This window comes from Streptomyces sp. HUAS TT11 (genome assembly GCF_051553595.1).
Classification (GTDB): Bacteria; Actinomycetota; Actinomycetes; order Streptomycetales; family Streptomycetaceae; genus Streptomyces.
In genome coordinates, this window is the sequence record NZ_CP196184.1 from 9,171,594 (window position 1) to 9,191,569 (window position 19,976).

Here is a 19,976-nt window from a genome sequence, read left to right on the forward strand (position 1 = left end):
CACGAGAGTCGTCCTGCGCGCGGTGGCGGGTGGATGCATTCCTGCGTGCTCTCGGTCATGGTGCTCCAGCCAGAGGAGGCCGACGGCGGCAACGCCCCGGGATCGGTCCCATGGACACTGCGTACCAGGGACGGACACCGCGGTGCGCAAGCTCGGTACCCGCAGGGTCCGGCCGACCCGATGGGTGCACAGCAATCCCGCGCAGTGGACCCGGTAAAGCCGCAGCCATTTGCTCAGGCGACCTCGTCGATCGCCTCGCTTACCTTGGCGCGCTCCGGGTAACCGTTCGTGACGAATGCGTCCCGGGGGTGTTGCACGGAGAACAACGACACGAGGTCCCTGCCGAAGAGGGCCGCCGTGAGCCAGATGGCGAGGACACGGACCTTTCGTTCCCAGGTGGGCACGGCCAGGACGTGGTAGCCCCGGTGCATCAGCCAGGCCGGAAGTCCCTTGATCACGATGCGCTTGTACTGGAAGATGCCGCGTCCCAGGCCCAGCGTCGCCACTGCTCCCAGGCTGTCGTGGCGGTAGGGGCGGATTCTGCCGCCCCTTAGGTCGGCCACAATGTTCTTCGCGAGCTGCTTGGCCTGTCGGACCGCGTGCTGAGCGTTCGGCACCGTGTGTGCACCCGGCACTGGTGAGGCCAGGTCGGGAACCGCCGCGTCGTCTCCGGCCGCCCACACGTCCGCGACGAGTTCGCTGTCCGTGCCGACGCGGAGATCAGCGCGGACCACGAGCAGGCCCCGCTCGTCGACTGGCAGATCCGTGTGGTTATGCACGACCGGGTTTGCGGCGTTGCCAGCGGTCCAGACGATCAGCGCCGAGTCGAACTCCTGGCCGTTGGAGAGCACGACGTGCCCGTCCTCGGCGGACACGAGCTGCGTGTTCAGGTGCACGCGGGCACCTCGCCGTTCCAGGAAGTCCACCACCCAGGCACCGGGCTTGTCCCCGACTTCCGGCAGAATGCGGCCCCGGGACTCGACCAGGTGGAAGGACAGATCATCGATGCTCAATTCCGGGTATGACCTGAGCATCGAGGTCGCGAGCGACAGCAGCTCTCCGAAGCCCTCGACTCCGGAGAACCCGCCACCTACGAAGGTGACGGTAAGCAGCTTGCGCCGCTCGGCGCCTGGAGGCAGAGATGCCGCCTGGTCGAATGCGGTCATCAACCGGTCGCGAATGGCGACCGCTTCCTCCACGTGCTTCAGGCCGATCGCCTGCTCCGCAACCCCCGGAATGGGGAACGTGCGGGTCACGGCGCCGGCCGTGATTACGAGGACGTCGTATCGCAGGGGGTGGTCGTCGCCAGCAACGGGCCGGACGGTGACCGTGCGGTCTGCGTTACGGATCTCGGTCACGGCCCCCGCGATCACTCGGGTACGGTGCAGATGCCGCCGCAACGACACAGCAGCGTGACGTGCCTCGACCGATCCGGCCGTCACCTCGGGCAGGAAGGGCTGGTAGGTCATGTAGGGGCGCGGGTCGACGACCGTGACCCGTGCCTCACCCTTGCGCAGCGACTTCTCCAGGCGCCAGGCGGTGTAGAAGCCCGCGTAGCCGCCCCCGACGATCACAATCTCACGCATGAATCCCTCTGCTCGTTAGTCGAAACTCAATACGCTCGACACGGATCGGAGCACTTTTGCTGTTGGCTGCGGACGTCCGATGGGTGGTTCGATCTCTTGGACTCCTGTCACGTCTACTTCTATGGGCCGTTTTCCAGCGCCGGCAGCCCCTCGCTCGCTCGACCCTGTGACGGGGTGACGGGTTGCTTGGCGTCTCACGAGCGTTATGGCGCAGATCCGATTCCAGTCGACCAGCGTTCGATCTACAGCCCGTCTATGTCTCATGCAGATGCCGCACCGTGTGTGCCTACGCCCAGGCCCAGGGTGTCGAACCCCGGTTGGCCGCCACTGAGGTCCGGGTCCGCTGGCCCATGGCTGGCTGCGGCGGGCGGCGTGCGTTCGTCTTGGGCAAGAGGAAGCAGAACAGGACGAAGGCCATCGTCATCGCCGATGATCGAGGCCGCACATTATGGACTGACACTCTGCGACCTGGGGTGCGTTGGCCTGGGTGATGCGAAGCCGGGACAGCACGGCCGACGTCACATACGGCAGCCCTGCCGCATGTGCTTCCTTGCGGTCCGTTCAACGACGAGACGCTGACACGCTGCGAAGAGATCACGCGGAAGGTCTGCGAGGACTTCGAAGCGGATCTGAAGGAGTGCACGGCGAACGCGATCACGTCCACCTCCTGATGCAGCACCCACCCAAGGTGGCCGTCTCAAAGCTGGTCAACAACCTCAAGGGAGTCTTGACTCGCCGGATCCGGCAGGAATTCACCGGCCAACCGCGCCGTCATGCACGGGCACCTGTGGTCGCCCCCCTACTTCTGCGCGTCGTGCGGCGGAGCACCGTTGGCGATCGTGCGCCAATACATCGAGCAGCAAAAAGGTCCGCCCAAGGTGCGCGTCAGAGCAGTCTTGAGATGCATTCATCCGCGGCGTGAACGCCGCAGCTTTCTGCAAGGAACCCGGTAAGAGTCCTGGCTCAGTCGACGCAATAGGGGCGGTGCAGTCAGAGGGTTGACCTCGCTGCTCCACGTGGAGACTGCAAGTCCGCCGTGTCCCGGACCAGAAGGTCGCGGGGGGAACGGCGGTGAGACGAGAGGAAGTGTCGTGACGACAGCATTCGAACCCATCACTATCGGAGCCACCACGGCGGCGAACCGGGTATTCATGGCCCCGATGACACGCAACCGGGCTACTCTGGACGGGCTGGCCACCGACATGATGGTCGAGTACTACACCCAGCGTTCGGATGCCGGACTGATTATCACCGAGGGCATCCAGCCGAGCCCCGTCGGACAGGGCTACATCTCGACGCCGGGTCTCCACAGCGCCGAGCAGGTCGCCGCGTGGCGGCCCGTCACCGATGCCGTGCATGCAGCGGGCAGCGCGATCTTCGCGCAGATCATGCACGCGGGCCGGATCGGCCATCCCTTCCTGACGGGGCTTACGCCCGTGGCCCCCTCTGCGGTTAAGGCCCCCGGTCACTGTTTCACCGCGGAGGGCCCTGTGGACAACATCGCCCCGCGGGAGCTCACCGACGAAGAGATGCTCCAGACCATCGAAGACCACGTCACCGCCGCCCGCAACGCCATCGAGGCTGGCTTCGACGGCGTGGAGATCCACGGCGCCAACGGCTACCTCTTGCAGCAGTTCCTCTCCGACAACGTCAACCTGCGCACGGATCGTTGGGGTGGCAGTGTCGAAAACCGCGTCCGCTTCCCCGTCGAGGTCGTTAAGGCCGTGAGCACGGCCATCGGCGCGGACCGGGTTGGGCTGCGCATCTCGCCAGGAAACAATGACTTGGACATCGTTGAGAACAACCCTGCCGAGCTGTACACCACGCTGCTGAACGCCCTGTCGGACCTGCCGCTCGCCTACGTCCACATGCGGGAGACCAAGGACGACCGTGATCTGACGCGCAAGATGCGTGCCGCCTGGTCGGGGCGGTTCGTCCTCAACCCCCTGTACGACGTGGACGCGCCGCACAAGGCCCTGACCGAGGTCCTCGGCGACGGGATAGCGGACGCCGTGGCCTTCGCTCGGCCGTTCCTGGCCAACCCGGGCCTCATCGCCCGCATCAAGGCCGAGGGCCCGTACAACACGGCCGACCCCAAGAGCTTCTACGGGGGCGGCGCCGAGGGCTACACCGACTACCCGACGGCCACCTCCGCCTGACCCCGCACCCGGGGAGAGCACCGTAGCCCTCATCCGGGCCCTCTGTGCGCTACCCGGGAGCTCCGGTGGAGCGTAGTAACTCTTCGGACGGGGCGTCCGGGTCGGGGCAGACTGCGCCCAGGACCGGGTTCACGCCAATCGGAGACACCTCGACCTTCGTTCCCGGTTACGGCGCCGGTACGAAGCAAACTGATCCGCTGGACCCAACGACGAGACAGCTGTCCGTCACCTATCAAGCCATCGCCGGATTTGTCTTGGACCGCGACGCCAAAGCCTGAACAACAGTTCCCGAACAGGCCAACACTACCCGCCCGCTGTCGCGCATGAGGTGTCGTGCCACGCAGATGGCACGATCTCGCTGTGGCGATCACGGTCAACCGGGCGGTGTTGGCGCATCGGCTGCTCGCGGGGCTCTTTCGGCGTCATCTCGCTGGCCTAGGTCAGGAGTTGGCTGTGTCGTGGCAGGCCGGCATATTCGTGACCGCCACCATTGAACTCGCGAGCGCTTCTTCGCCTTCGAGCTCGTCAACACTGACACCTTGATCACTCGCTGGTGTTGAAGGTGCGAGCCCGCCACATGGGCACTTCTTGATTCGTTCAGGCCTCTCGAGCTTCGACGTAGACCGGGGCCCGTGAGGTGCACTGGTGCCACGAACGGCTAGTGAGGTGCAGGCGCGACCGTGCGCGGCTGATGCCTGGGATTAGGTCGCTCGCGTGGCCTGTGGGTGCTAGTACGAGCCGCTGACCGCACCGAGGCCATCAACCGGATGCGAGCCCAGATGTTTGAGTTGCCGTGGATGTGACAGAGGCCGCACCCGGGCGTTCAACATAAGGTAATCACGAGGACGACGGTCCAGCATCTTGTGCCTAAGGGGCTCGCCATGCCAGGGGTACCGTAAGTCGGGACCGAGAGAGGTCGCCGGAGGTGACAAACTCTGACTCTCCGGACAAAGTGGTACTAGGCCTGTTCGATCTCGCATGCTCTGTGAAACCGTGCATGTTGCCGCGGGCGCGGACGCCTTCTAAAGATCTCCTAAAGCACCGATGGGGTCCGTCCTTCGTTCCGTTGATGCACTGACCAACGGCGATCTGTATGCCGGCATGTGCCTACGCGGAATGGGTGCGGCCAGTCTCGGTGTTACGCGCGACGCGTTGCCGGCGAGGATGGGTGGACTTGTGAGCTGAACACTACGTATGGGCGGCTTGGTGGTAACCACGAAAATGCGTTACCGCACGAGAAGATCCGGAAGCAGAGTGCCGAGCCGTATCCGGGCTCGATTCTATCGAATACCGCTTCGGTGGACTCCTGCGTGAAGTACAGCCGCTGTGCCTCGACTCCCCAAGCAGGTGCCTCCTGGGTGCCTTACACCCGAAGTGGCTCACGAGCTCGGCGTTGCGCGCCTAGGCAGTTGCGGCGTTCGAAGATGCATGGCTGACTCGGGTGGTGTCAACGGCCTAGCGGGTGTGATCGGCGCCGGCAAGGCGAACGCGGGCGACAAGAGCACGGTACCGACATCATGGCGAAAGGTTGAGTTACTGAAAGGCCGCATATGATCAGCCACCCTGTCTACACCATCGAGCCGTGGTGTTTGCGTGAGAGCGCGCTCGACCTGGACGTCCTGGCCCAGAGCGAATCCGTCTTCACGTTGTCCAACGGCCATATCGGTTGGCGCGGCAATCTCGACGAGGGCGAGCCGCACGCCTTGCCCGGCACCTACCTCAATGGTGTACACGAACTCCACCCCCTGCCTTACGCGGAAGCCGGTTATGGATACCCGGAGTCTGGGCAGACAGTTATCAACGTTACCAACGGTAAGCTCATCCGCCTGCTGGTGGACGACGAACCTTTCGATCTACGGTACGGACGGTTGCGTTCACATGAGCGCATGCTCGACCTGCGTAGCGGACTACTCCACCGTGTCTGCGAGTGGACCTCGCCCGTCGGCAAGACCATTCGCGTGCGTTCCACTCGACTGGTCTCCTTCACTCAGCGAGCCATTGCCGCGATCACCTACGAAGTGGAGCCGCTGGACGCCGAGACGACCATCGTTGTCCAGTCGGAACTCGTCACGAACGAGCAACTGCCCGTGCAGACTGGTGATCCACGTGCGGCGGCCGCCATCGAGTCTTGCCTCCAGCCTGAGGAACACATGGCCTTCGGCGCGCGGTTGCGCCTGATACACCGCACAGTCCACACCAACCTGCGTGTCGCAGCGGCAGCCGATCATGTGGTGCAGGGTCCTGACTCGACCTCGACCTCGATCTCGAGTGAGAGCAGCGATGGTGTGGGACGCCTCACCATCACCACGCTCCTCAAACCGGGACAGACCTTTCGTCTCGAGAAGTACGTCGCATATGGATGGTCCGGATTCCGCTCATTGCCAGCTGTCCGAGATCAGGTGGAAGCCGCGCTTGCCCGCGCTCGCAGTATTGGCTGGCAGGGGTTGGCCGACCAGCAGCGAGACTTCCTCAACGACTTCTGGAGGCATGCAGACATCGAGGTTGAGGGCGATGCCGAAATCCAGCAGGCAGTACGGTTCGCGCTCTTCCACGTACTGCAGTCCGCCCGGCGAGCTGAGCAGCGGGCGATCCCGGCCAAAGGCCTTACTGGCTCAGGATATGACGGGCACTCCTTCTGGGACACGGAGACCTTCGTTCTGCCCGTGCTCACCTATACCTCGCCGAACTGTGTCGCCGAGGCCTTGCGCTGGCGCCAACACACTCTGCCGGCAGCGCGTGCTCGCGCTCGACAGTTCGGGCTGCGTGGGGCGGCTTTCCCTTGGCGGACGATCGATGGCGCAGAATGTTCCGGATACTGGCCAGCTGGCGCCGCCGCTTTCCATATCAACGCCGACATTGCGGCTGCCGTCGTGCGCTACGTCTGGGCGACAGGTGATGTCGACTTCGAACGGGACACCGGTTTGGAGCTGCTGGTGGAGACGGCTCGGCTTTGGCACTCCCTTGGTCACCACGACCCCGGTGGTCGTTTCCACATCGACGGCGTCACCGGCCCCGACGAGTACAGCGCCATAGCCAACGACAACGCCTACACCAACCTCATGGCCCAGGTGAACCTGCATGCCGCCGCAGATGCGGCTGAGCGCCATCCAACGCAATCCGCAATGCTTGGCGTCGACGAGGAGGAAACCGCCAACTGGCGTGATGCAGCCCAGGCGATGGCCGTGCCCTATAACCGCGGCCTGGGCGTTCATGAGCAGTCGGCAGGGTCCACGAGCCTCGACGTCTGGAACTTCGCGGGTACGCGCTCTGATCAGTACCCCCTGATGCTGCACTTCCCCTACTTCGATCTGTACCGAAAACAGGTGGTCAAACAAGCGGACCTAGTACTGGCGATGTACTTGTGCGGTCATGCCTTTGAAGAAGACCAGAAGACGCGAAACTTCGCCTACTACGAACCGCTGACCGTCCGGGACTCTTCACTGTCGGCCTGCATCCAGTGCGTCATGGCTGCTGAAGTCGGCCATCTGAGTCTGGCTTACGACTACCTGGGGGAGGCTGCCCTGGTGGACTTGGCGGACCTGGCAAAAAATACTCGCGATGGCCTACACATTGCTTCCCTCGCAGGAGTTTGGATCGGACTGGTCGCTGGGTTCGGCGGGATGCGCGACTACGGAGACATCCTGCATTTCGCTCCCTGTTTGCCCGAAAGGCTCGGCCGCTTGGCCTTCTCGCTTCGCTTCCGGCAGCGTTGCCTGCGGATCGACATCACCCGCTCCCACGTCACCTACATATTGGTGGAAGGTGAACCTCTCCAGATCAGCCATCGTGGTGAAGCCGTAGCCCTGTCCCTGAGGCTGCCACAGACCCGACCTGTTAAGCCGCCCGCACCTACGCCCGAGCCTACCCAACCACCAAGCCGACGACCTACACCACGACGCTGAGCATTGTGAGCGGGTGGGAGGCGACGCCGTCAATTGAACCGTAGTTGGGGCCATCCCAATGATGCTCAGAATATCCGCGCAGCGCTGGTGTTGTTCTGGCCGCAGGCCTGGTCTCATGCTTGGGCCTCGCGTGCTGGCCCACAGACGGCTCGCGCCACGTTGAGCAACCGCCGTCAGGAGCTCACTGTTGGTCGGCGTCGCAGTAAAGTGCGTGGCTCACGCTCTGTCGCGCCTCCCCATATGCCCTACTTGGCCGGGTGCAGATTACGTTGAGGTCGCCCGCACCGCCCCGGCACGATCCAGGGCCTGGGCGTGGTCCACCCGCATTCACAGGAACACCGATACCGCTGCCGGATGCCCGCGGTGCGCGATTACAGCTCGCGTTGACTGTTGCGGAGAGAGGCAGTAGGCCTCAACGGCCTCGGGCTACTTCCACACTTCGAAGGGTAACCACACCACTCCTTCTTAGAGACCATCTCATTTGGCCCGTTCGATAGCCTCTGGGTGTGGAGATCGTTGTGCGGCTGGTGCCGGACGAGTTGTGGGAGTTGTTCCAGCGGGTGGTGCCGGAGGCGCCGACCCGTCCGCAAGGAGGAGGTCGGCGCCGGCACGGGGACAGGGAAGTCCTGGCTGCGATCGTGTTCGTGGCCACGTCGGGCTGCACCTGGCAGCAACTGCCCTCTGCCTCGTTCGGGCCGTCGGGAGCGACGGCTCACAGGCGCTTTACGGAATGGTCGAAGGCCAGAGTGTGGGCGAGGCTCCACCGCTTGGTCCTCGATGAGCTCGGTGCCCGCGGCGACCTGGACTGGTCCCGCTGCGCCATCGACTCGGTGAACATGCGCGCGCTGAAAAAGGGGAGCTGACGGGCCCGAATCCTGTAGACCGGGGTAAGTACGGCTCAAAGATCCATTTGATCACCGACCGGAGCGGTCTGCCCCTGTCCGTCTGCGTCTCCGCCGCGAACCTGCACGACAGTCAAGCCCTCATTCCGCTGGTGAAGGGCATACCGCCGATCCGCTCCCGACGCGGCCGCCGGCGCCGCAAGCCGGGCAAGCTCCATGGCGACAAGGTCTACGACTACGACCACCTGCGCCGATGGTTACGCGCCCGCGGCATCACGCCTCGCAACGCCCGCAAGGGCGAAGACTCCAGCCAACGCCTGGGCCGACACCGCTGGACCATCGAACGCACCATGGCCTGGCTCGCCGGATGCCGGCGTCTGCACCGCCGCTACGAGCGCAAAGCCAGCCACTTCCTGGCCTTCACCAGCATCGCCTGCACCCTCATCTGCTACCGCCGACTCACCAAATGAGATGACCTCTTAGACCGTGTCCTATGTGGTGAGGCGTCGTTGGACTGCGTATGGGGCGGGGTGCGTGGAGTTGGATTGTTCCGGACGGGCTATGGGAGATCGCGAAGCCGTTGATCCCGCCGTCGAAGGTGCGGCCGCAAGGCGGTGGAACGCAGGACACGCCTGATGAGACGCTGTTCGCGGCCATCATCTACGTGCTGGTCAGCGGCTGCGCCTGGCGGGCTCTGCCGCCTTGCTTCGGCATATCGAAGTCGACCGCCCACCGGCGGTTCCTGATCTGGTCGAGAGCCGGTGTGTGGGGCCGCCTCCATGAAGCAGTGCTGCACCGGCTCGATGACGCCGGCCTGATCGACGTCACCCGCGTCGTACTCGACTCCGCCCACGTGAGGGCAAAAAAGGGGGCGAACTCACAGGTCCGAGCCCCGTGGACCGAGGCAAGCCGGGTTCCAAGATGCACGTCCTGTCGGACGCGAACGGACTGCCCCTCCTCGTCGGCGTCTCTGCCGCCAACACCCACGACAGTGAAGCACTGAAGCCCATGGTCAAGGGTCACCAAACGAGACACGACCCTCACCGCGGCCGCTACTTCAAGCCTCAACGCCTGCACGCCGACAAGGCATATGACATCCCCCACCTGCGGAAATGGTTACGAGGCAAGCGCATCGGCGTCCGCATCGCCCGCAAAGGCATCGAGTCCAGCGAGCGATTGGGCCGCCGAAGGTGGGTGATCGAGCGGACGATGTCGTGGCTGTCTGGCTACCGCAGACTCAGTCCCCGCTACGAGCGCAACCCCCGCAACTACCTGGCGTTTCTCGGCCTTGCCGCAGCCATGTGCTGCTACAAGCGACTCGTCCGCCTCACCACATAGGACACGGTCTTATTAGGGCGCCCCGAGCCGCAGCGTGCCAGTGACGAGTGCGGCGGCGGTGAAGCACAAGTGCCGCCACGCGTGCTGGAACTGGCCCACGGTGTGACATCGTCCCTGGTACGTGCCGGTCTTTGACGAGCGGTGAGGCGGCCCCGAGTTGAGCGCAGAAGACAACTGACCTTCTTCTGATGGAGGTCTTAAGAGACGGGATGGCCTCGAGCCTTGAGAGTCGGGACCAGATCACAGGTCCGGGAAAGGTTCGGTCAAGGATGTCAGCACGTGTTCGGCCTTGGTGGCACGCAGCTCCGGAACTGTGTAGCGACCACTAGCCACTCCAATGGGGGTGGCGTTCGCCTTGATCGCTGCGTCGATGTCGCGGGGAGTATCACCCACGATGTATACCTCGCTACGGGACAGCTCCCGGCCGTGCAGCCGGGCCGCCTTAGTTATCGCTAGCCGAGCAATGTCGTCTCTGTCGGGCGAGTCCGAGCCGTAGGCACCGAACACAAAGTACCGGCCGAGCTTGCCAGGTTCCATTTTGATCCTGGCAGCTCCCTCCATCGCCCCGGACAATAGTCCGAGGGTGACGCCAGCGTCTGCCATTCGCCCCAGCGTCTCCTCGACACCGTCCAGCACCCGGTAGTCCTTAGAATTCCAGATGTCCTCGGCCAAGTGGCAAAGGTAGGCGGTGTACAAACGTCCCAGCTCGTCGCAGCTCGGCTCGCGTCCGATCACTGCACGGAACGTTTCCCGCCCGACTTGTGGATCGGTCTCTCCAGCTGAAGTGTGTTCTCCAATGTCGGCTACCACGCCATACAGGCGGTCAAATGCCCAGGTCCAGCTACGTGCCCCCGAGCCGCCGGTGTGGACGAGGGTTTCGTCTATGTCAAACAACACCGCGATTGGACGGCTCATTGTACCTTCTCCTCTAAGCCATCGTTTGGCTTCATGGGCGGGCAGCGGTCTCCTCCGATTTGGCGACAGCGTGTCGTGCTTCTGGCAGAACCGCTGGAACGGAGCCTTCATCGATAGGCCCGTGCCGTGTTGCTGCGCTACCCATTCTGCCGTCGATCCGTCGAGTGGGCGCGTGGACGAGGCAGGGTCAGCGTGAGGATCTGGGCGAGCCGCTTTGTGTCGGCTGCAGCTATCGTGAAGGCAGGCCTGGACCCAGCAGACGAAGCTGTATGCGGTATTGGACTGCGCGGAAGGTCGCTCCAGTCCGCCGCCGGAATCTATCACCGGGCACCCCCACTGATGCCACGAGCGCCATGAGGCCACGTTCCGTAGACGGCGGACATTCGCACAGGCCGACCCCAGGTTGCAGCGCGTGGGTGTTGATGTTGCCGTGGAACTAAGTGATGCCGCCGGAGGGGGACTACGGCACTGATCTGCATGATCTTCGGAACGGGAGTGCAATTATGGGCGCCACGAACACCCTGCAAGCGGATCTGCTCGTCATCGGCTTTGGCAAGGGCGGCAAGACCGTGGCCGCGAAGATGGGCCTCCTCGGAAAGCGCGTGATACTGGTCGAGCAGTCGGACCAGATGTACGGAGGCACGTGCCCGAACGTTGGATGCATTCCGACCAAGGCACTGGTCCACCACGCCCGCAAGCGCCGGCCTGAGGACGCCGCACAGGAGTGGTATGAGCAGTCCGTCGTCAAAGTCCAAGCTGTGGCGAAGATGATGCGTGACGGCAGCTATAAAGGCTTGAGCAGCATAGACAACGTGACCGTCATCACTGGCAAGGCCTCATTCACCGACCCACACACCGTGCGTGTCGTGACCGGTGACGGCCACCTGACGATTAGTGGGGAGACGATCCTGATCAACACCGGATCGGAGCCGATCGTCGTTGACATTCCCGGTCTACGGGCCAGCCAGCACACGGTGACCAGCACCGAGCTCATCCAGACCGCTGTTCTGCCCCAACGGCTTGCCATCATTGGCGGCGGGTACCTAGGCCTTGAATTCGCCTCGATCTACGGTCAGTTCGGTTCCAAAGTCACGGTATTGGAGGCAGTCCCGAAGATCCTGAAGCATTTGGACGACGACGTTGCCGCTATCGCCGAGAGAATCCTCGCTGACGAAGGCATCGAGATCATTAACAGCGCCCGAGTCACAGAGGTCCGCGACGGCGACACCGGTGCGACCATCCTTTACGAGAGGAACGGCCGGCAACACACCTTGGAAGCCGATGCCATCCTAGCCGCCACCGGCCGCGCGCCGGCCACCCGCGACCTCGCATTGGATGTCGCGGGGGTGAAAACCACCGAGCGAGGAGCCGTCGAGGTCGACGAATATCTGCGCAGCAGCCAGTCACACATCTACGCCCTCGGCGACGTAAACGGTGGGCCCCAGTTCACGTACATCTCTCTCGACGACAGTCGCATCGTGCTCGATCAGCTCGCCGGCGAGCGAAAGCGCTCCACCGCGGACCGTGTTGCCATCCCGCACACCCTGTTCATCACTCCACCGCTGGCCACCGTAGGGCTCACCGAGCAACAGGCCCGCGTAGCCGGACACAGAATCAAGATCGCGAGCCAGCCTGTCGCCGAGATCAAGTCGATGCCCCGTGCATACGCAGTAGAGGAGACACGGGGAGTCATGAAGTTCGTGATCGATGCCGAAAATGACGAGATCCTGGGTGCGGCACTGTTGTGTGTAGATGCCCAGGAGATCATCAACACCGTCGCACTCGCCATGCGGCACGGCGTCAAAGCAGCCGAACTCCGCGACGCTGTCTACAACCACCCCACCTCGACCGAGGCCTTCAACGACGCACTCGCCACGATTACCCGTACCGACTGATGCCCCGCGTCGTTCACACCCGCGGAGCTGAGGGGGAACACTGGCGCACAGGCGGTTCCTCTGCAAGCCAGTGACCACATCGCACGGTACCCAGCAGACACGGTTAGTCGAACCGCCGATCCTTCCACCGGCGCCCGCCCAACCACCAGGACCTAGCCCAGACCTAGCCCCGGACACCCCACACCTGCCCGACCTGACCGGATAGGACCAGAGCTGGTGCCGGATAAAAAGTTGAGGGTAGGCACGGGTGCTCCTAGGCTGGCAGGAGTGGGTAAGCGAAACGACTTGCACTCGGCCAGCATTCAAGCATCTTGCCTGCACAGTCGGTCCTCACCGACCCAGTGACCGGCCTCATCGCACGGCCGTGGCGTTGCTCCGGCTTCTCGGTCAGAACGGCGCAAGCCTAGACACCCCTCGCGGAGCGTGGAGGGTGAGCGATTCAAGTCGGCCGAACCGGGACCGTTCGCCCTTGCCTTTGCTGTGCTGTCGTGCTGCTGCATCTGACAGAGCTTTCCGCTGGCGTATTGGTCAACGACGCCTCACGCTCTGGGACCAGCGCGCCGGCGACCGTGGAGGCGATCATCAGTACGCACCCTCCACGCCAAACAGCTCAACAAGTTCTCGTCCACACCTGCGCGTGTCGCCCGGGCAGCACGTGACCGGGTGTCACAGGGCTAGGGGACACACGTGAAAGCAACTCAATCCCTGCACGAACTCGGGCAGAGTCTGTGGTTGGACAACATCACGCGCGGCATGCTCGACTTCGGGCAGCTCCAGGTCTACATTGAGAACTACGCAGTCACCGGCCTGACGTCGAACCCCTCGATCTTCGACAAGGCCATTTCCTCCGGTGCGTACGATGACGCGATCCGTATCAAGTCCGCATCAGGGATGGCCGATGACGAGCTCTTCTTCGAGCTGGCCATCGAGGACCTTCAGAGGGCCGCGGATCTGTTCTTGTCCATCCATGAGAGAACAGATGGTGTGGACGGCTGGGTCTCGCTGGAGGTGTCACCCCTTCTCGCCTATGACACCGCGCGGACCATCGAAGCGGTGAAGGAACTGCACTCACGAGCGGGCCGTAAAAACCTCCTCATCAAGATCCCCGGCACCGTCGAGGGACTCCCAGCGATCACCGAGTGTGTCGCCTCGGGTATACCGGTGAATGTCACGTTGTTGTTCTCGGCCGACCAATACCGGGCCGCCGCCGATGCCTATCTGAGCGGTGTGGAGCGAAGGGTGGAGCAAGCGCTCGATCCCGCGGTGGGTTCGGTCGCCTCCGTCTTCATGTCCCGCTGGGATGCGGCCGTCAGCGGTAAAGTGCCCCACGACCTGCGGGGTCGGCTCGGCCTGGCCGTCGGCCAAGACACCTACCGGACCTATCGCACACTGATGGCCGGGAGCCGCGCTCAGCGCCTGGAGAACGCCGGTGCCCGCATGCAGCGCTTGCTGTGGGCGAGTACCCGTACCAAGGACCCCGACGCGTCGGACACGCTGTACGTGCATGGACTGGCCGCCCCCTTCACGGTCAACACGATGCCTGACGAGACGCTCGAGGCCTTCTACGATCACGGCGAAGTAGGGGAGCCCCTGCCAGCCGATGGTGACGGCTGCGACGCGGTGCTCGCGCGGTTCGCCGACGCGGGGGTGGACGTCAATGGCCTGGCCGTGAAACTTCAGAGCGACGGAGCGGCGTCCTTCGTGGCCTCATGGAATGACCTCTTGGCGTGTATCTCCGCGCAACGAGAGGCCCTTGTCTGACTTAGTCCGAACTGATGCGAGGGCCGATAGATGTCCATCACCCCCCTCCGGCAACAGCCACCGTGGAAAGCGCTCGAACAACATCACTCCGAGATCGGAACCACCCATCTGCGTGAGCTGTTCGCCCAAGACCCGGGACGCGGTGAGCGTCTGAGCGCGGAAGCCGCAGGACTCTATCTGGACTACTCCAAGAACCGAGTGACCGACAAGACGATGCGACTGCTCCTTGAGCTCGCCCGAGAGTGCGGACTCGAGGAGCGCAGAGACAGGATGTTCCATGGTGAGCACATCAACGTCTCCGAGGACCGTCCGGCCCTGCACGTGGCATTGCGCATGCCGCGAGAGCGCTCGCTCGTCGTCGACGGCGTCGACGTCGTCGCGCAGGTGCATTCTGTCCTGAACCGCATGGCCACTTTGGCCCAACGCATCCGGTCGGGGCAGTGGAAAGGCCACACCGGAAAGCCCATTAGGAACATCGTCAACGTCGGCATCGGCGGTTCCGACCTCGGGCCAGTCATGGCGTACGAGGCGCTGCGCCACTACAGCCAGCGAGACCTGACGTTCCGCTTCGTCTCCAATGTCGATGCGACCGACTTCGTGGAGGCGACCCGTGACCTCTCCCCGGAGGAAACCCTATTCATCATCTCCTCCAAGACTTTCGGCACCCTGGAGACCCTGACCAACGCCCGCTCCGCACGTGACTGGCTAGCCGGTGCGCTTGGCAGTGACGAAGCGGTCGCACAGCACTTCGTCGCGGTTTCTACGAATGCCCAACGCGTGGCGGAGTTCGGTATTGACACGGACAACATGTTCGAGTTCTGGGACTGGGTCGGCGGTCGTTATTCGATGGACTCCGCCATCGGCCTGTCCACCATGATCGCGATCGGACCCGAAAACTTCTACGACATGCTCGCGGGCTTCCACGCCATGGACGAGCACTTCCGCACGACCCCCCTCGAGGCGAACCTCCCCGCGATCATGGGTCTCCTAGCTGTTTGGTACGTCGAATTCTTCGGCGTCCAAACCATCGGCGTCATGCCCTACGACCAGTATTTGAAGCGCTTCCCGGCCTACCTGCAGCAGCTCACAATGGAGTCGAATGGCAAGCACGTAACCCTGGATGGCCGCATGGTCGACTACGACACCGGATCCGTTTACTGGGGAGAGCCGGGCACCAACGGCCAGCACAGCTTCTATCAGCTCATCCACCAGGGGACCCGGCTGATTCCCGTCGATCTGATTGGCTTCGGCCAGAGCCTCAACCCACTTGGCGACCACCACGACCTGCTGTCATCGAACGTCTTCGCTCAAGCTCAAGCGCTCGCTTTCGGCAAGTCCGAGCAGCAAGTCCGAGACGAAGGCACCCCGCACGACGTCGTGCCGCACCGGGTGATGAAGGGCAACCGCCCCACCAACGTACTACTCGGCGAGGTCCTCACGCCCCGTCTGCTCGGTTCCCTGATCGCGCTGTACGAGCACAGTGTCTTCACGCAGGGAGCGGTCTGGGACGTTGACTGCTTCGACCAGTGGGGTGTGGAACTCGGCAAGGTACTCGCGGTCCAGATCACCCCCGAACTCACCTCCGCTGCGGAACCGGAACTCAATCACGACTCGTCGACGAATGCCCTCATCCGCCGCTACCGCACCCTGAAACAGCGGGGGCGCTCTTAGGAGTTGCCGTCAAATGTCACGCCCACATCAGCAGCGATGCCAGAGTGACGGCTGCTTGGTGGCACTCCGAGGCCCTGTCGTAGCGGGTTGCGATCCCTCGCCATGGTTCCAGGCAGTTGGATCGCCGTTCCACGACGTTGCGACGCTTGTAGAGCTGCTTGTCGAAGGCCGACGGTCCCCAGCCGCGGCTGGGGCGCCGTTGCCGGTTGGTGACCTGGTCGGCTCGTTCGGGGATGGTGTGACTGGTGTCGCATCGGCGCAGCCAGGTGCAGTTGGCTTTGGAGCTGTAGCCCTTGTCGTCCAAGGCATGGGGTTGCCGTCCGGGACCGACGCCGGCACCCGTATTGCTTCCAACACGGCGGTGAACTGGGGGTGCAGTGGTTGATGTTCTCGTCAGTAACGGTGAAGGCGAGCGGGCCTAGGAGCCCCGAGCGATGCGGCATTTACAGCTACCACAGGGAAAGCGGCCGTCCGGCGAAGTCCCGTTTCCTCGGTCTACGGGAGGCGCGTCCCCTCGGCGTGAGCCATCAATCCAGACCAATGGAATAACACATGATAGAGGAGAGCAGCCATGGCAACCGACACCCCGATGCAGCTCGGCATGATCGGACTTGGACGGATGGGCGCGAACATCGTCCGCAGACTCATGCGGGACGGCCATCGTTGTGTGGTGTATGACCTCAACGAACGTGCCGTGACGGAGTTGGAGGGCGAGGGTGCCATCGCTGCCGGCTCGCTCGGTGATCTGGTGGCGAAGCTGGAGCGGCCACGGGCCGTATGGCTCATGCTGCCTGCCGCCGTCGTACAGTCCACCCTCGACCAGCTGGTCGAACTGCTTGATCCGAACGATGCGGTCATCGACGGCGGCAACTCCTACTACCGGGACGACATCACCCGCGCGGCGCAGCTTGCTCCTCGCCGGATGCACTACTTGGATTGCGGTACCTCGGGCGGTGTCTGGGGTCTGGAACGCGGCTACTGCCTCATGATCGGCGGCGAGCCCGAGCCCGTCGCACGGCTCGACTCCATCTTCCGCAGCATTGCGCCCGGTGCTGGTTCCGCCGAGCCGACACAGAGCAGACACGCCGACGGGACGGCACCGAACGGCTATCTGCACTGTGGTCCGTGTGGAGCCGGGCACTTCGTGAAGATGGTCCACAACGGGGTCGAGTACGGCATGATGGCCGCGATCGCCGAGGGACTGAGCATCATCGAGCACGCCGACGCCGGACTCCGCAAGCGCACGGCCGACGCAGAGACCGCCCCGCTCCGTGAGCCAGAGGCCTACCAGTACGAGATCGACGTCGGTGAGGTCGCCGAAGTGTGGCGCCGTGGCTCGGTTGTAGGGTCCTGGCTCGTCGATCTCACAGCCGAAGCATTGGCCCGGTCACCGCAGCTGGAGGAGTTCACCGGGCGCGTCTCTGACTCCGGCGAAGGCCGGTGGACGGTGCTGGCGGCGGTCGATGAAGGTGTGCCGGCAGCCGTGATCACTACTGCGCTCACCGAGCGATTCGAATCCCGGGGCCAGGGTGAGTTCTCCGACAGGGTCCTGTCCGCCATGCGCAGCGAATTCGGCGGCCACGCCGAGAAGAGGAGCGGGTCGTGACACGCCCTGACGACCATGTGATCGTGCTCTTCGGGGCCACCGGCGACCTCGCCAAGCGCAAACTGCTCCCTGGCCTATTCAACCTCGCCAATGCAGGACTCCTCCCGGACCGCTACCGCATCGTAGGCTCGGCACCAACCCAGTTTGCGCTCAGTGACGCCGACTTCCGCAAACACGCGCGCGACGCCGTCGCCACCTTCGGACTGGCGGAGCCCTCCGGGCCGGCGTGGCAGACCTTCGAGGAAGCCCTGTCCTTCGGTGCCGCCGACCCGGAGAACTCCGAACCACTCCTCGAAGCAGTGCGAACCGCCGAGGACTCCGCGGGCAGCCAGGCACGCAGGCTCTTCCATCTGGCCATCCCACCCCCCGCCTTCCCGTCCGTCATCACCATGCTCGGCGACACCAACCTGGCACAGGAGTCCAAGGTGATCGTCGAGAAGCCCTTCGGCACCGATCTCGCCTCGGCACGAGCGCTCAACGAAACCATCCACGCTGTCTTCGCAGAATCCCAGATATTCCGTATCGACCACTTCCTCGGCAAGGAGTCGGTGGACAATATCCTCGCCCTCCGCTTCGCCAACGGCCTGTTCGAACCCATCTGGAACCGCGACCACATCACCCACGTGCAGATCGACGTCCCCGAAACGATCGGCCTGGAGGGCCGCGCCCGCTTCTACGAAGACACCGGCGCCTTCCGAGACATGATCGTCACACACCTGATCCAGGTACTCGGGATCGTGGCCATGGAACCCCCCGTCACACTCGACGCCCAGTCACTGCGGGACGAAAAGGCCAAGGTCTTCCAGGCGCTGCGCCCCATCGAACCCGGGCACGTCGTCCGCGGCCAGTACGAGGGCTACCGCGACGAACCCGGTGTCGCACCGGACTCGCAGACCGAAACCTTGGCCGCCCTGCACCTGGAGGTGGACAACTGGCGATGGGCCGGGGTGCCGTTCTACCTACGCTCCGGCAAGAACCTCGCACAGCACCGTGAGGTGATCACACTCGGCCTGCGCGAACCGCCCCTGAGGATGTTCCATCCCCACTTTTCCAAGCACGAGAGCGAGCCGGACAACAAGATCGTGATCGACTTCGGAGACCCCGGATGGATCGCCGTCGACTTCCTCGCCAAGGAACCCGGCCCCACCATGGACCTCGGACCCGCACGGATGACCTTCCGCTGCGACAACTCCTTCTGCCAGGCCCACGGACTTCAGGGCTACGAACGACTGATCCTGGACGCCATGCTCGGCGACCAGTCACTGTTCACCCGCTCGGACGGCATCGAACACATCTGGGATACATCCACCCCCTTCCTGGAGAATCCGCCACCGCCGCGACCCTACGCGCCAGGCTCCTGGGGCCCCGAGCCCGCCATCAACGAACTGATAGCCCCCCACTACTGGTACCTGCCAGACGACCGCGAAGTCTAGGGGGCGGACACGTGTAGCGCCCCGTCGGCTTCGACGAGAGGGTCTTCTGCGGGTGTGCGCGCAGGGGGTTTCTTACTCCCGATCGCTACTTCCCTCGGGACGCGGCGACTCGACGTTGCCACACGTGAGAAATACAGGCGCAGAGCGCCGACCGTCGCAAACTCTGCACCATGCGCGTGTACCTCGGCTCGGACCATGCCGGCTACGAACTCAAGGACCACCTGTCGCATGGCTCACGGCCGCGGGCCACGAGCCAGCGGACTGCGGTCCGCACATCTACGACGCTGAGGACGACTACCCGGTTATCCGCAACTCAGGGAGGACCAGTTCAACGGTCCCGGTACGGGTATCCCACTCGCGCGGGCGGTAGCCATTGCGGTGGTTGACCATCTCGATGCTGACCTGGTCCGCATTCGGCGCTGCAGATCGCGTCGGCCTCGGCGGACGTGAGTGCGTCGGAGAACGCTCTGAGCGTTGCGCACAGCAGATGGGACTCGCCGAGGCGCGGTTGTCTTCGACAAGGGCGTGCACAGGCAGCCGTACCGTGCTGATGTCCTTCGAGCCATCGACACTCGTAGATCAGCCAGTGCCCTTGTTGAACCCGGATCCTCACTTCGACGCCGGGGGCAAACGCCCGGATCTGGTGGGAGTCGGTACAGCACTTCCAGGGACGCAACCCCAGATGGTGGCGGCCCGGTAGAGCGCGGTCCTGGACCAAACGAGGGATCAGGATGCGGATCGAGCGGACCCCCGAAGGCTGCCAGAGACGTTCAGGTCGGCACGTGCGGGCATGGTCTGCTGCCGCTGTTCGCCAGGGCCTAGCCTTGAGGACTTACCCGATGATGCGGTGGAGCATCTCGCTCTCCCG

13 protein-coding genes and 3 pseudogenes are annotated in these 19,976 nt (G+C 63.9%); 12 read left to right on the plus strand and 4 right to left on the minus strand.

The features are described from left to right. Positions 1 to 233: 233 nt before the first annotated feature. Complete coding sequence (locus ACSHXN_RS41385; protein ID WP_355141374.1) at positions 234 to 1,586, minus strand: NAD(P)/FAD-dependent oxidoreductase; 1,353 nt, start codon at positions 1,584 to 1,586, stop codon at positions 234 to 236. A 278-nt stretch (positions 1,587 to 1,864) separates the two neighbouring features. Between ACSHXN_RS41385 and ACSHXN_RS41390 the strand changes: the two are divergent. The 6 genes and pseudogenes from ACSHXN_RS41390 to ACSHXN_RS41415 all read left to right on the plus strand — a co-directional run. Next, positions 1,865 to 2,059: pseudogene (locus ACSHXN_RS41390) on the plus strand (transposase family protein); the annotation flags it as partial. Between the two features lie 300 nt (positions 2,060 to 2,359). Next, positions 2,360 to 2,539, plus strand: a complete 180-nt coding sequence (locus ACSHXN_RS41395) for a transposase (RefSeq protein WP_438306196.1) — start codon at positions 2,360 to 2,362, stop codon at positions 2,537 to 2,539. Positions 2,540 to 2,677: 138 nt separating this feature from the next. After that, positions 2,678 to 3,745, plus strand: a complete 1,068-nt coding sequence (locus ACSHXN_RS41400) for an alkene reductase (RefSeq protein ID WP_356297196.1) — start codon at positions 2,678 to 2,680, stop codon at positions 3,743 to 3,745. 1,550 nt (positions 3,746 to 5,295) lie between these two features. Next, positions 5,296 to 7,647: a glycoside hydrolase family 65 protein gene (locus tag ACSHXN_RS41405; RefSeq protein WP_438306199.1), complete on the plus strand. Its 2,352-nt coding sequence runs from the start codon at positions 5,296 to 5,298 to the stop codon at positions 7,645 to 7,647. Positions 7,648 to 8,159: 512 nt separating this feature from the next. After that, a protein-coding gene (locus ACSHXN_RS41410; protein WP_438306541.1) for an IS5 family transposase occupies positions 8,160 to 8,959 on the plus strand; the annotation gives its coding sequence in 2 pieces (ribosomal slippage) (positions 8,160 to 8,508 and positions 8,508 to 8,959; 801 coding nt in all). A gap of 50 nt (positions 8,960 to 9,009) precedes the next feature. Further along, a protein-coding gene (locus ACSHXN_RS41415; protein WP_438306201.1) for an IS5 family transposase occupies positions 9,010 to 9,827 on the plus strand; the annotation gives its coding sequence in 2 pieces (ribosomal slippage) (positions 9,010 to 9,349 and positions 9,349 to 9,827; 819 coding nt in all). A gap of 240 nt (positions 9,828 to 10,067) precedes the next feature. Here the strand turns inward: ACSHXN_RS41415 and ACSHXN_RS41420 are convergent. Next, positions 10,068 to 10,742 (minus strand): HAD family hydrolase, encoded by a 675-nt coding sequence (locus tag ACSHXN_RS41420; protein WP_355141370.1) that lies wholly within the window; start codon positions 10,740 to 10,742, stop codon positions 10,068 to 10,070. 503 nt (positions 10,743 to 11,245) lie between these two features. Between ACSHXN_RS41420 and ACSHXN_RS41425 the strand changes: the two genes are divergently transcribed. The 3 genes from ACSHXN_RS41425 to pgi all read left to right on the plus strand — a co-directional run bounded on the left by ACSHXN_RS41425 (position 11,246) and on the right by pgi (position 16,069). Further along, positions 11,246 to 12,637: an FAD-dependent oxidoreductase gene (locus ACSHXN_RS41425; RefSeq protein ID WP_438306203.1), complete on the plus strand. Its 1,392-nt coding sequence runs from the start codon at positions 11,246 to 11,248 to the stop codon at positions 12,635 to 12,637. Positions 12,638 to 13,324: 687 nt separating this feature from the next. Next, positions 13,325 to 14,398 carry a transaldolase gene (gene tal, locus ACSHXN_RS41430; protein WP_438306205.1) on the plus strand — a complete coding sequence of 358 codons (1,074 nt, stop codon included), beginning with the start codon at positions 13,325 to 13,327 and terminating at the stop codon, positions 14,396 to 14,398. A 30-nt stretch (positions 14,399 to 14,428) separates the two neighbouring features. After that, entirely contained in the window at positions 14,429 to 16,069 is a 1,641-nt protein-coding gene (gene pgi / locus ACSHXN_RS41435; RefSeq protein WP_438306207.1) for a glucose-6-phosphate isomerase, read from the plus strand. Between the two features lie 16 nt (positions 16,070 to 16,085). Here pgi and ACSHXN_RS41440 read toward each other — a convergent pair whose 3' ends face one another. After that, complete coding sequence (locus tag ACSHXN_RS41440; RefSeq protein WP_355141362.1) at positions 16,086 to 16,373, minus strand: transposase; 288 nt, start codon at positions 16,371 to 16,373, stop codon at positions 16,086 to 16,088. Between the two features lie 267 nt (positions 16,374 to 16,640). On the opposite strand from ACSHXN_RS41440, the gene gnd reads away from it, so the two are divergent. The 3 genes and pseudogenes from gnd to ACSHXN_RS41455 all read left to right on the plus strand — a co-directional run. After that, positions 16,641 to 17,675 (plus strand): phosphogluconate dehydrogenase (NAD(+)-dependent, decarboxylating), encoded by a 1,035-nt coding sequence (gnd, locus tag ACSHXN_RS41445; RefSeq protein ID WP_438306209.1) that lies wholly within the window; start codon positions 16,641 to 16,643, stop codon positions 17,673 to 17,675. Next, positions 17,672 to 19,108 carry a glucose-6-phosphate dehydrogenase gene (zwf, locus tag ACSHXN_RS41450; protein ID WP_438306211.1) on the plus strand — a complete coding sequence of 479 codons (1,437 nt, stop codon included), beginning with the start codon at positions 17,672 to 17,674 and terminating at the stop codon, positions 19,106 to 19,108. The genes gnd and zwf overlap by 4 nt, the downstream gene beginning before the upstream one ends. Before the next feature lie 170 nt (positions 19,109 to 19,278). Beyond that, positions 19,279 to 19,439 (plus strand): annotated as a pseudogene (locus tag ACSHXN_RS41455) (RpiB/LacA/LacB family sugar-phosphate isomerase); the annotation flags it as partial. Here the strand turns inward: ACSHXN_RS41455 and ACSHXN_RS41460 are convergent. Beyond that, a pseudogene (locus ACSHXN_RS41460) lies at positions 19,415 to 19,660 on the minus strand (transposase); the annotation flags it as partial. The pseudogenes ACSHXN_RS41455 and ACSHXN_RS41460 sit on opposite strands and share 25 nt — an antisense overlap. Between the last annotated feature and the right edge of the window lie 316 nt (positions 19,661 to 19,976).

Excerpts from the sequence above, each read along its gene's own strand:
- ACSHXN_RS41385 (WP_355141374.1), bottom strand. The coding sequence starts at position 1,586 with ATGCGTGAGATTGTGATCGTCGGGGGCGGCTACGCGGGCTTCTACACC.
- ACSHXN_RS41395 (WP_438306196.1), top strand. The coding sequence starts at position 2,360 with ATGCACGGGCACCTGTGGTCGCCCCCCTACTTCTGCGCGTCGTGCGGC.
- ACSHXN_RS41405 (WP_438306199.1), top strand. The coding sequence starts at position 5,296 with ATGATCAGCCACCCTGTCTACACCATCGAGCCGTGGTGTTTGCGTGAG.
- ACSHXN_RS41420 (WP_355141370.1), bottom strand. The coding sequence starts at position 10,742 with ATGAGCCGTCCAATCGCGGTGTTGTTTGACATAGACGAAACCCTCGTC.
- ACSHXN_RS41425 (WP_438306203.1), top strand. The coding sequence starts at position 11,246 with ATGGGCGCCACGAACACCCTGCAAGCGGATCTGCTCGTCATCGGCTTT.
- pgi (WP_438306207.1), top strand. The coding sequence starts at position 14,429 with ATGTCCATCACCCCCCTCCGGCAACAGCCACCGTGGAAAGCGCTCGAA.
- gnd (WP_438306209.1), top strand. The coding sequence starts at position 16,641 with ATGGCAACCGACACCCCGATGCAGCTCGGCATGATCGGACTTGGACGG.